This window comes from Cupriavidus sp. F041 (assembly GCF_057814235.1).
Map to the genome: position 1 here is coordinate 2181888 of NZ_JBVASY010000002.1, position 11738 is coordinate 2193625.

Here is an 11738-nt window from a genome sequence, read left to right on the forward strand (position 1 = left end):
CAATCTTCTATTCTCTATTCTCGCTCAGAACGCGGTACCGATCTGGAACTGGAAGCGCTGTACCTTGTCGGTCTCGTCCTTCTTCAGCGGGAAGCCCACGCTGATCTTGAGCGGACCGATCGGCGACAGCCACGACATGCCCACGCCCGTCGAATACTTCAGCTGGCTGAACAACAGCGGCGTGCCTTCCTGGTACACGTTACCAAAGTCGAAGAAGGTGAACAGGCGCAGCGTCCGGTCCACGCCCGAACCCGGCAGCGGGAAGATGAACTCGACGTTACCAATCATCTTGGAGGCGCCGCCAGTCGGGTTGCCGTTCTGGTCCTTCGGGCCCAGCGTGCTGGTCTGGTAGCCGCGAACCGAGCCGATACCGCCGGCGTAGAAATTCTTGAACACCGGGAACGGCGTGTTGCCGTAGCCATGACCGTAAGCCACTTCACCGTTGAAAGCCATCGTGAAGGCCTTCGACAGCGGATAGAAATACTGCTGCTGGATACTGGCGCGATAGTACTGCGTATCGCCACCGGGCACGCCCACTTCAAGGTTGGCCTGCGTGTAGGGTCCCTTGGTCGGAACCAGCGCGCTGTCGCGCCGGTCGCGGGCCCAGCCGATCGTGAACGGGAAGTTGTTGATCGGGTCGCCGCTGTTTTTGCCGATCTTCGTCAGCCACTGGGTGTACTGGATCGGCGTGTTCACCGAGGTGTAGACCTGGCTGCGCTCGTAGCCGATACCGAAGAACACCGTATCGACTTCCGAGAACGGCACGCCGAACTTGAAGCCACCGCCCATCGACACGATCTTGTAGTCCTGGTCGCCGGTGTAGTACAGCGGCCGCGACGTACGATAGTAAACATCGGTCGAGCGGCTGATGCCGTCGACCGTGAAGTACGGATCGTACTGCGTCAGCGAGATGGTGCGGAAGGACTTCGCGGTGTTGACGTCCAGGCCCAGGCTGGTACCCGAACCGAACACGTTGTCCTGGCGCAGGCCGGCCTGCAGCACCAGCTTGTCCGTGGAGGAGAACCCCAGGCCCAGGCTGATCTGCCCGGTCGGCTTCTCGGTCACGTTGACGTTCACATCGACCTGGTCGGGCGCGCCGGGCACGTCCTCGGTGGTGATGTTGGTATCGGTGAAGTAGCCGGTACGGTTGATACGCGCCTGCGACTGGGTCAGCTTTTCGCTGTCGAACCACGAGCTTTCCATCTGGCGCATTTCGCGCCGCACCACTTCATCGCGGGTCTTGCTGTTGCCCACCACGTTGACGCGGCGCACGTAGACGCGGCGGCCCGGATCGACCATCAGGGTCAGCGCGACCTCGCGCTTTTCCTTGTCGATCTGCGGCTGCGGATTGATGGTGGTGAACGCGTAGCCGTAGGTGCCCAGCAGGTCGGTAATGGCCTTGGTGCTCTGGGTCAGCTTCTCGGACGAAAAGACCTCGCCCTTCTGCAGCTTGAGCAGCTTTTCCATCTCGGCCTGCTTGCCGAGCAGTTCGCCCGCCAGGCGGATGTCCGACACCTTGTACTGGTCGCCTTCCTTGATGTTCAGCGTCAGGAAGATGTCCTTCTTGTCCGGCGTGATCGACACCTGGGTCGATTCGATGGCGAACTCGAGGTAGCCGCGGTTCAGGTAATACGAACGCAGCGATTCCAGGTCGGCAGTGAGCTTCTGCTTGGAATACAGGTCGTTCTTGGTGTACCAGGACAGCCAGTTCGGGGTCGACAGCTGCATTTCGTCGCGCAGCGTGCTTTCCTTGAAAGCCTTGTTGCCGACGATATTGATCTGGCGGATCTTGGCCACCGGGCCTTCGTCGACATTGAACACCACCGACACGCGATTGCGGTCGACCGGGGTGATCGTGGTCTGGACGTCGGCGGCATAGTAGCCGCGCGCCACGTACTGGCGCTTGAGTTCCTGCTCTGCCTTGTCGATCAGGGCCTTGTCGTAATACCGGGCTTCGGCCACGCCCACCGCGCGCAACGAGCGGCGCAGGGTGTCCTTGTCGAATTCCTTGATGCCGACGAATTCGAGCTGGGAAATGGCGGGACGTTCTTCCACCTGGACCACCAGCACGCCGTCCTCGGAACGGATCTGGACGTCCTTGAAGAAACCGGTGTTATACAGGGCACGAATGGCGTCCGCGCCCTTGTCGTCGCTGAAGGTCTCGCCGACCTTGACCGGCAGGTAGCCGAACACCGTACCCGGCTCGACCCGCTGCAGGCCCTCGACACGAATGTCCTTGACGACGAACGGCTCCGCGGCCCAACTCACTGGGGTCCAGGCCGCGATGATGGCACTCGCCAGAACGCCCAGCGAGATGCGCTTATGTCTGATCAATCTTGATCCCCTCTTTGATTCCATGCAGGATTGGGCTCCGATGCTTCACGGGGCTGCGCCTTGGCTCAGCATCCGGCGCGTGGTGCCAGTGACACCGACACGCCGCTGCCGGCAACCCACGTCTAGCCGCGCGCAAGAAACAGCCGGCTGACGTCGTTGAACAAGGCGAGCGAAGTCAGGAGCAAGACGCAGGCGATGCCGACCTTCTGCAGCACAGCCTGCCAATGGTCTGGTACGGGCCTGCCAGTCAAAAATTCAACGCAATAATACAGCAAATGACCCCCATCCAATACCGGAATAGGTAACAAATTCAATACACCGAGGCTAACACTGACCAACGCCAGGAAGCCGACAAAGGGCTGCCATCCGAGGTGGGCGGCACGCCCGGCGTAGTCCGCCACGGTCAGCGGCCCGCTCAGGTTTTGCAGCGACGCCTGCCCCACCAGCATCTTGCCAAGCAGCTTGAGCGAGAGCGCGCTGGTGCTCCACACCTGCCCGATGGAGCGCGTCAGCGCTTCGACCGGCTGGTAGCGCACGGTTTCCATCTCGACCGCCTGGCTCAGCGCGGCACCCAGCTTGCCGGTGCCAGCCGCGGGCGCGCTGGCACCCTCGGCGGCGGGCACCGCGTCGAGTTTCACCGGCACTTCCAGGCGCCGTCCGTCGCGCTCGATGCCGAGCGTGACCTCCACGCCGGGCCGCGCCCGGACGCCACGGATCAGTTCGCCGGCCTGGGTAAGCGCTTGTCCTTGCCAGGCCACTACGCGGTCGCCCTGGCGCAGGCCGGCGCGTTGCGCCGCGGAATCCGGCAGGACCTCGGTAATGGTGACCGGACCGCCCTTGAGGGCCAGCCCCAGCGTGGCAAGCGGGTCCTGCTCCGGGTTGCCGCCAGTATTCGGCAAGCGCGGCAGTTTCACATCGCGCTCAGCGCCGTCGGCCGCGCGCACGTGCAGCACCGCGCTGGCGTCGCCGAATCCCTGCGCGAATATGGCCATGCGCAGGTCATTCCAGGAACGCACCTGCTCGGTCTCGCCGTTGGCCTGCAACGCGAGGACGCGATCGCCCTCCCGCAAGCCCGCCTCTGCCGCGGGCGTGCCTGCGGGCGGCGCCGCGACGATGGGCGCCGCCTCTCGCATGCCGCCGGCAAACAGTACGAAATACAGCACCACCGCCAGGGCAAAATTGGCCAGCGGCCCGGCCGCGACAATCGCGAAACGCTTGCCTACCGGCTGCCGGTTGAACGCGCGCGGCAAATCCGCCGGATCAATGGGCGCGTCATGCTCCGGATCGCTCTCGCGCTCGTCGAGCATCTTGACATAGCCCCCGAGCGGAATCGCGGCGATGGTCCATTCGGTGCGATCGCGCCCCTTGGACACCCAGCGCAACAGCGGCCGGCCGAAGCCGATCGAGAAACGCAACACCTTGACTCCGCACAGGCGCGCGGCCAGGTAGTGCCCCATCTCATGGAAATAGATCAGGATGCACAGGGCAGCGACGAAAGCGATTACGGTTTGCATGGCTGGCAGCTTGTCGTCAGGGGCTTACCGCCCCGATGGCACAAAGGACACACCGGGCGTCAGGCCCGGCAACCGGCGGTCCGGCATTTGCCGGAACACCGCTATTGTCGCCGATCCCGGCATCGCCCCCCGCCGGCTTCAGCACGAGCCAGCGCTATCCAGCAAGGCACCGGCGCGGCGGCGCGCCTCGCGGTCGGCGTCCAGCACGCCCTCCAGGGTGTCGGCGCTGCCTTGCGTGGCCTGCTCCAGCACATCGCCCACAATGCGCGCGATGTCGGTGAACCGCATCCGGCCTTGCAGGAACGCATCGACCGCGACCTCGTTGGCCGCGTTCAGGATCACCGGGGCGACCCCGCCCGCGCGCAGGGCGTCGAACGCCAGGCCGAGGCAGGGAAAGCGCACGAGGTCCGGGGTTTCGAAGGTGAGCGCGCCGGCGCGGGTGAGATCCAGCGGAGAAACGCCAGCGTGCATGCGCTCGGGATACGCCAGCCCGTAGGCGATCGGCGTGCGCATATCGGGGTTGCCGAGCTGGGCCAGCACCGAACCGTCGGCGTAGGACACCATGGAATGCACGATGCTCTGCGGGTGGATCAGGACTTCGATGCGCTCGGCGGGCGCGGCGAACAGCCAGTGCGCCTCGATCACCTCCAGCCCCTTGTTCATCATGGTGGCGGAGTCCACCGAGATCTTGCGGCCCATCACCCAGTTAGGGTGGGCGCAGGCCTCGTCGGGCGAGATATCGCGCAGCGTGGCCGGGTCGCGGGTCCTGAAGGGCCCGCCGGATGCGGTCAGCACGATCTTGGACACACCCGCGCGGAAACGCGGATCGTCCGCCGGCAGGCATTGGAAGATGGCATTGTGCTCGCTGTCGATCGGCAGCAGCGTGGCACCATGCTCACGTACGGCATCCATGAAGAGCCGGCCCGACATCACCAGCGCTTCCTTGTTGGCCAGCAGCACGCGCTTGCCGGCCCGCGCCGCGGCGAGCGTGGGGCGCAGCCCGGCAGCGCCGACGATGGCGGCCATCACCGAATCGACCGCCGGATCCACCGCTACCGCTTCCAGTGCCGCCTCGCCGTAGCCAACCTCGGTCTTGACGCCATCGGCCCGCAGCAGCGCTTCCAGCTCGCCAGCGGCCTGCGCGGTGCCAACCACGGCATGGGCCGGGCGGAACTCGCGGCACAGGGCGGCCAGCTTGTCGACCTGCCGGTGCGCCGTCAGCGCATGCACGGCATAGCGCTCGGGGTGGCGCTTGACCACATCAAGCGTGCTGTCCCCGATCGAGCCAGTGGCACCCAGTACGGTAATACGACGCATATCAGATCAACTCAAAGATAAATGGCCAGCAACGCGGCCAGCGGGAATACGGGCAGCAGCGCGTCGATGCGATCGAGCACGCCGCCGTGGCCTGGCAACAGCCTGCTGCTGTCCTTCATGCCGACCTGCCGCTTGAGCAGCGACTCGAAGAGGTCGCCGACCACGCTGGCGATCACCAGCAGTGTCGAGAGCAGCGTCACGACGGCCAGGCCGTTATGGCCGGCCATGCGCGAAAACCAGGTCGGCGCAAAAGCCTGGGTAACGGCCAGCGACAGGGCAATCGCCAGGACCAGCGCCCAGCCGCCGATGGCGCCTTCCCAGGACTTGCCCGGGCTGATGGTGGGTGCGAGTTTGCGCTTTCCGATGGCCTTGCCGACGAAATAGGCGCCGATATCGGCCGCCCAGACCAGCACTGCCACCGACAGCAGCACCCCGATGCCCAGCTCGCGCAGGATCAGTGTGGCCTGGCCGAAGGCCGGCAGCATGAACAAACCGAGAATGGCGCCCAGCAGTGTAAAGGCCGGGGTGGCACGACGCACGCCCCGTGCCAGCAAGACCACCGCCACGCCCCAGCAAGCCACGCCGATCTGCAGCAGGAGCGTCAGCGCCTGCCGGCCAGCGGCATCATGCCAGCCAATCAGCGCCACCAGGCAGGCCAGGGCATAGACATAGGGCCAGGGGCCGCGCAGCCCGATCAGGCGGCCGAACTCCCAGCCAGCCAGGATGACAATCACCGCCACCAGGCCGGCCAGCGCCGACGGCGGCGCCAGGAAGAGGATCGGCAGGATCAGCAGCAACAGGCATACGGCGGTGATGACACGGGTAAGGAGCATGCGCTGCGGAATTCCGGTGAAAAAAAGGAAAACGATCAGGCGGTGCCGGAAAGGCCGGGGGGCGCCACCACTTGCGCGCTGGTACGGCCGAAACGGCGCTCACGCTGCCGGTACGAGGCAAACGCCTTGTCGAGCTCGGCCGCACCGAAATCCGGCCAGAACACATCGGTGAAATAAAGTTCGGAGTATGCCAGTTGCCACAGCAGGAAATTGCTGATGCGCTGTTCGCCACCGGTACGGATGAACAAGTCCGGCTCGGGCGCATAGGCCATGGCCAGGTGCGGGGCGAGTACGGCTTCGTCGACAGCCTCCGGCTCGAGCATGGGCGAGCGCGCCAGCATCTTGCGCATCGCCTGCAGCAAGTCCCAGCGGCCGCCATAATTGGCGGCGATGGTCACTGTCAGCCCGGTGTTGCTGGCAGTGCGGGCCTCGGCATCGGCGATCAGCTGCTGGATGCGCGGGCTGAAGCGGCTCAGGTCGCCAACCACCCTCACCCGGATGTTGTTGGCGTGCATCTTGACCACCTCGCGGCGCAGCGCGGTCATGAACAGCCGCATCAGGAACGAGACTTCGTCGGCCGGGCGGCGCCAGTTCTCGGAACTGAACGCGAACAGGGTCAGGTACTGCACGCCACGCGCCGCGCAAGCCTCCACCACCGCCCGGACTGCATCCAGGCCACGGCTGTGGCCGGCAACGCGCGGCAGATGCCGCTGGGTCGCCCAACGGCCGTTGCCATCCATGATGATGGCAACGTGACGGGGCACATAGGTGGATTCGGGGACGCTGAGCGTGGAACTGATGTGATGCATGATTGGAAACGGTAGCGGACACAGCGGCGGCTTGCAAGCCGCCGCACTTTGCGTCACACCGTCATGATCTCCTTGTCCTTCTCGGCGACCATCCTGTCGATTTCGGCAACGAACTTGTCGGTCAGCTTCTGGACGTCGTCCTGGCCGCGGCGCTCGTCATCCTCGGAAATGGACTTGTCCTTGACCAGCTTCTTGAACTGCTCGTTGGCATCGCGGCGCAGGTTGCGCACGGCGATCTTGGCGCCCTCGGCCTCGCCCTTGACGACCTTGGCGAGTTCCTTGCGGCGCTCTTCGGTCAGCATGGGCATCGGCACGCGGATGGTTTCACCCATGGTGGACGGGTTCAGGCCGAGATCGGCATCGCGGATAGCCTTCTCGATGGCGCCGACCATCTTCTTTTCCCACGGCTGCACGCTGATGGTGCGGGAATCGGCCAGGCCGACGTTGGCCACCTGGCTGATCGGCACCGGCGAACCGTAATAATCCACCTGGACATGGTCAAGCAGACCCGTGTGGGCACGACCAGTGCGAATCTTGGCCAGGTCGGCCTTGAACGCTTCAATGGTCTTCACCATCTTCTGCTCGGCGCTCTTCTTGATGTCAGCGACGCTCATCTTTACCTCCAAAAACGGGTAATCATGATCCCGGACGCCGGGATCGAAAATGAATCATTCTACTCTTTGCCGGACCGCATGCCACTCCTGGCGGCCGCGCACCGGCGGCTGGGCAGCGATCAGACGTGCACCAGCGTACCCTCGTCCTCGCCAAGGATCACGCGTTTGAGCGCACCCGGCTTCACAATCGAGAACACCTTGATCGGCAGCTTCTGGTCGCGGCAAAGGGCAAATGCCGTGGCATCCATCACCTGCAGGTTGCGCGAGATGGCCTCGTCGAAGGAAATGGTGGTGTAGCGCGTGGCGCTGGGGTCTTTCTTGGGGTCGGCCGTGTAAACGCCGTCCACCTTGGTTGCCTTGAGCACGATCTCCGCGCCGATTTCCGCGCCGCGCAGGGCTGCCGCGGTGTCGGTCGTGAAGAAGGGATTGCCGGTGCCGGCGGCGAAGATCACCACCTTGCCCTCTTCCAGCTGGCGGATGGCGCGCGGGCGGATGTAAGGCTCGACCACCTGGTCCATGCGCAGGGCCGATTGCACGCGGCCCACGACGTCGGCGTGGCGCATCGCGTCCTGCAGCGCCAGCGCATTCATCATGGTGGCCAGCATGCCCATATAGTCGGCCGTGGCGCGGTCCATGCCCGCCGCCCCGCCGGCCACGCCGCGGAAGATATTGCCGCCGCCAATCACCACTGCGACCTGAACGCCGAGCCTGACGATCTCGGCAATATCATTGACCATGGCCTCGATGGTGGAGCGGTTGATGCCGAAGGCATCATCGCCCATCAGGGCCTCGCCGGACAATTTCAGTAGGACGCGCTTATAGGCTGGCATATTGATCCCCGGAGCTGGTTCGGCTCGCACGAGCGAGCCGGATATTTGAATGCGTGCGGCACGGATCGGCGTGCCGCCGCTGTAAAAGCCGGTTTTCGGGGTGGCCTGCTCCTGCACGGCAAACGCACGGCAAGTCAGACGACTGCGGAAACGGGCTACGACGCCCGCGCCGCACGGGTAGGCGTGGCGCGGTCATTTGTGCCGAGGGGCACCTAGCGGTGCCCCTCGGCATTATACGGCGGCCGCCGGGGCACCCTGCCGGGTACCCGCCTGGCCGCCAGGACTTCAGGCCTTCTGGGCGGCTGCCACCTGGGCGGCCACTTCGGCGGCGAAGTCGTCCTGCTTCTTCTCGATGCCTTCGCCGACCACGTACAGGGTGAAGCCCTTGACCGTGGTGTTGACGGACTTGAGCATCTGCTCGACGGTCTGCTTGTCGTTCTTCACGAAGGTCTGGTTGAACAGCGACACTTCCTTCAGGTACTTCTGCACCGAACCCTCGACCATCTTGGCGACGATTTCAGCCGGCTTGCCCGATTCGGCAGCCTTCTGCTCGGCGATGCTGCGCTCCTTGGCGATCAGCTCGGCGGGCACGTCGGCGGACGACAGCGACACCGGCTTCATCGCGGCAACGTGCATGGCCACGTCCTTGGCGGCGGTTTCGTCGCCTTCGAACTCGACCATCACGCCGATGCGGGTGCCGTGCAGGTAGGCTGCCAGCTTGCCGCCATTTGCGTAGCGCACGAAGCGGCGGATCGCCAGGTTTTCGCCGATCTTGCCGATCAGGGCGGTACGGGTGGCTTCAACGGAAACACCGTCGATTTCCAGCGCCGACAGCGCGGCCACGTCGGCCGGGTTCTGCTTGGCGACCAGTTCGGCGACCTTGGCCGAGAACGCCAGGAAGTCGTCGTTCTTCGACACGAAGTCGGTCTCGCAGTTCAGTTCCACCAGCGCACCGGTGTTGCCGTCGATGTATGACACGACCACGCCTTCGGCGGTGACGCGCGAAGCGGCCTTGCTGGCCTTGTTGCCCAGCTTGACGCGCAGCAGCTCTTCAGCTTTTTCCAGGTTGCCGTCGGCCTCGGTCAGGGCCTTCTTGCATTCCATCATCGGCGCGTCGGTCTTTGCGCGCAGTTCTGCCACCATGCTTGCGGTAATTGCCGCCATTTGTCACTCCTTGAATGGTTCGCCCCGGCCTGCCCGCAATCGATCTGGCGGGCCCGGGACCGGAGGTATGCTCAATTTCACCCACGCCAGATCATGCCTGCGGCGGATGACAACAATTCGAAAAAAGGGGGCGTAAGATTCGCCCCCTTGATTGCCGGAAAGCCCCGGCTGCGCGCAGCGCACCGGCCCAGGGGCCGGTCGGCTAGCGGTGATGTGTCAGCTTGCTTTGCGCGCGGTACGGGGTCCTTTCGGCAGCAAGCGCTTAGGCTTCTTCGACTTCGACGAAATCGTCGCCGCCGCGAGCGGCTTCAACCACGTCCTGCACGGCGTTTGCACGGCCTTCCAGGATCGCGTCGGCGACGCCGCGCACGTACAGGGCAACTGCCTTGCTCGAGTCGTCGTTACCGGGGATCACGTAGTCGATGCCTTCCGGCGAGTGGTTGGTATCGACCACGCCGATCACGGGCACGCCCAGCTTCTTGGCTTCGGTCACGGCAATCTTGTGGTAGCCGACGTCGACCACGAAGATAGCGTCAGGCACGCCGTTCATGTCCTTGATGCCGCCGATGGACTTTTGCAGCTTGTCCATTTCGCGCTCGAACATCAGCGCTTCCTTCTTGCTCATGGTTTCCAGCGCGCCGGCTTCCTTGGCGGCTTCCATGTCCTTCAGGCGCTTGATCGAGATCTTGACGGTCTTGAAGTTGGTCATCATGCCGCCGAGCCAGCGGGCATCGACGTAAGGCATGCCTGCGCGGCCTGCTTCTTCAGCCAGGATTTCGCGCGATTGACGCTTGGTGCCCACGAACAGCACGGTGCCGCGGTTTGCTGCCAGCTGACGCACGTACTTCAGCGCGTCCTGGAACATCGGCAACGTCTTTTCGAGGTTGATAATATGGATCTTGTTGCGATGGCCGAAGATGTACGGAGCCATCTTGGGGTTCCAGAAGCGGGTTTGGTGGCCGAAGTGGCAACCGGCTTCCAGCATTTCGCGCATGGTAACGGACATGAAAATCTCCAAAAGGGTTAGGTCTGAAGGCCGCCCCGACATTCCTGAAAAGGAACACCCCAGATGGACGGACTCGCAATTTCAAACTTCAAACAACTCACAAGCGCCGGGCGCCTGCAAACAAAGCGAACACGCAACAACAAGTAACGTGCCCGGCCTCGCAACCACCAGCCACGCCACCGCATGCATCGCCGGGTGACGAAAAGCCGGAAGAAAGCCAGCCCAAGATTGTAGCAACAAAACAGGACTTCGCTCAAGAGGCTAACTATGATGAGAAAGGTGGGCAGCCGTCGGAAAGCCCCGGGGCGCCTCGCACGCCGCCCCGCGCTTGCGCCGCCCGCCCGAACCGCGCCCGCATCCGGCGCGGCCCGTTTTCGGCTGCGGTCGATGCCCGATGGTGCGATAATCCCACTTTCAGATTCGAATTAAGGCGCAGCCAGTGGCTTCGCCGCCACTTTTGCGAGCAGCATGAGCATCCATATCAAGAACGCCGACGACATCGCCCAAATGCGGGTTGCCTGCCGGCTGGCCTCCGAGGTCCTCGACTACATCACGCCCTTCGTCAAGCCGGGCGTCACCACCGGCGAACTCGACCGGCTGTGCCACGCCTACATGCGCGATGTGCAGGGCACGGTGCCGGCGCCGCTGAATTATGCGCCCCCGGGCTACCCTCCCTTCCCTGGCGCCATCTGCACCTCGGTCAACGACGTGATCTGCCACGGCATCCCGGGCGAACGCGTGCTGAAGTCCGGCGACGCGGTCAATCTCGATATCACCGTGATCACCAGGGAAGGCTACTACGGCGACACCAGCCGCATGTTCATCGCCGGCGAGGGCTCGATCCTGGCCAAGCGCCTGGCCCAGGTCACGTTCGAGTGCATGTGGAAAGGCATCGCCCAGGTGCGCCCCGGTGCCCGCCTCGGCGACATCGGCCATGTGATCCAGGTCCATGCGGAAGCCGCCGGCTATACAGTGGTGCGCGAATACTGCGGCCACGGCATCGGCAAGAACTTCCACGAAGACCCGCAGATCCTGCATTACGGCCGCCCGGGCACCGGCATGGAGATCCAGGCCGGCATGATCTTCACGATCGAGCCGATGGTCAACGCCGGCAAGCGCGACATCCGCACCATGCCAGACCACTGGACCGTCAAGACCCGCGACCGCAGCCTGTCGGCGCAATGGGAGCACACCATCCTGGTGACCGAGACCGGCTATGACGTGCTGACGGTCTCCGAGGGCACGCAGGCGCCGCCCGCCTTCATTACCGATTCTGTCGCAGCCTGACGCTACGGGCGCCAAAGTTGGCGCCCTTCT

The 11738-nt window shown here is 64.3% G+C and carries 9 protein-coding genes and 1 pseudogene; 1 reads left to right on the top strand and 9 read right to left on the bottom strand.

All coding sequences use genetic code 11. The features are described from left to right. Positions 1-24: 24 nt before the first annotated feature. The 9 genes from bamA to rpsB form a co-directional block, all read right to left on the bottom strand. On the bottom strand, positions 25-2358 hold the full coding sequence (bamA, locus tag ACZY0R_RS27380; RefSeq protein ID WP_276290205.1) for an outer membrane protein assembly factor BamA: 2334 nt from the start codon (positions 2356-2358) through the stop codon (positions 25-27). A gap of 98 nt (positions 2359-2456) precedes the next feature. Continuing rightward, the gene (rseP, locus tag ACZY0R_RS27385) at positions 2457-3848 is read right to left on the bottom strand and encodes an RIP metalloprotease RseP (protein ID WP_488862803.1); all 1392 of its coding nucleotides are present in this window, start codon (positions 3846-3848) and stop codon (positions 2457-2459) included. A 138-nt stretch (positions 3849-3986) separates the two neighbouring features. Then, positions 3987-5165, bottom strand: coding sequence for a 1-deoxy-D-xylulose-5-phosphate reductoisomerase (gene ispC, locus ACZY0R_RS27390; protein ID WP_045241485.1), 1179 nt, complete (start codon positions 5163-5165; stop codon positions 3987-3989). Between the two features lie 11 nt (positions 5166-5176). Further along, positions 5177-5998: a phosphatidate cytidylyltransferase gene (locus ACZY0R_RS27395; protein ID WP_488862805.1), complete on the bottom strand. Its 822-nt coding sequence runs from the start codon at positions 5996-5998 to the stop codon at positions 5177-5179. A 35-nt stretch (positions 5999-6033) separates the two neighbouring features. Continuing rightward, positions 6034-6807, bottom strand: coding sequence for an undecaprenyl pyrophosphate synthase (gene uppS / locus ACZY0R_RS27400; protein WP_488862807.1), 774 nt, complete (start codon positions 6805-6807; stop codon positions 6034-6036). A gap of 53 nt (positions 6808-6860) precedes the next feature. Continuing rightward, positions 6861-7421 carry a ribosome recycling factor gene (gene frr, locus ACZY0R_RS27405; protein WP_045241488.1) on the bottom strand — a complete coding sequence of 187 codons (561 nt, stop codon included), beginning with the start codon at positions 7419-7421 and terminating at the stop codon, positions 6861-6863. Between the two features lie 119 nt (positions 7422-7540). After that, complete coding sequence (gene pyrH, locus ACZY0R_RS27410) at positions 7541-8251, bottom strand: UMP kinase (RefSeq protein ID WP_488862809.1); 711 nt, start codon at positions 8249-8251, stop codon at positions 7541-7543. 285 nt (positions 8252-8536) lie between these two features. Next, on the bottom strand, positions 8537-9415 hold the full coding sequence (tsf, locus tag ACZY0R_RS27415) for a translation elongation factor Ts (protein ID WP_488862811.1): 879 nt from the start codon (positions 9413-9415) through the stop codon (positions 8537-8539). Positions 9416-9677: 262 nt separating this feature from the next. Further along, on the bottom strand, positions 9678-10421 hold the full coding sequence (gene rpsB / locus ACZY0R_RS27420) for a 30S ribosomal protein S2 (RefSeq protein WP_045241490.1): 744 nt from the start codon (positions 10419-10421) through the stop codon (positions 9678-9680). Between the two features lie 465 nt (positions 10422-10886). Here rpsB and map point away from each other — a divergent pair. Continuing rightward, positions 10887-11708, top strand: a pseudogene (gene map / locus ACZY0R_RS27425) (type I methionyl aminopeptidase); the annotation flags it as partial. Positions 11709-11738: the final 30 nt, after the last annotated feature.

What these genes read in the sequence shown, in the direction of transcription:
- frr (WP_045241488.1), bottom strand. Translation starts at nt 7,421, where the DNA reads ATGAGCGTCGCTGACATCAAGAAGAGCGCCGAGCAGAAGATGGTGAAG.
- ispC (WP_045241485.1), bottom strand. Translation starts at nt 5,165, where the DNA reads ATGCGTCGTATTACCGTACTGGGTGCCACTGGCTCGATCGGGGACAGC.
- uppS (WP_488862807.1), bottom strand. Translation starts at nt 6,807, where the DNA reads ATGCATCACATCAGTTCCACGCTCAGCGTCCCCGAATCCACCTATGTG.
- rpsB (WP_045241490.1), bottom strand. Translation starts at nt 10,421, where the DNA reads ATGTCCGTTACCATGCGCGAAATGCTGGAAGCCGGTTGCCACTTCGGC.
- bamA (WP_276290205.1), bottom strand. Translation starts at nt 2,358, where the DNA reads ATGGAATCAAAGAGGGGATCAAGATTGATCAGACATAAGCGCATCTCG.
- pyrH (WP_488862809.1), bottom strand. Translation starts at nt 8,251, where the DNA reads ATGCCAGCCTATAAGCGCGTCCTACTGAAATTGTCCGGCGAGGCCCTG.
- rseP (WP_488862803.1), bottom strand. Translation starts at nt 3,848, where the DNA reads ATGCAAACCGTAATCGCTTTCGTCGCTGCCCTGTGCATCCTGATCTAT.
- tsf (WP_488862811.1), bottom strand. Translation starts at nt 9,415, where the DNA reads ATGGCGGCAATTACCGCAAGCATGGTGGCAGAACTGCGCGCAAAGACC.
- ACZY0R_RS27395 (WP_488862805.1), bottom strand. Translation starts at nt 5,998, where the DNA reads ATGCTCCTTACCCGTGTCATCACCGCCGTATGCCTGTTGCTGCTGATC.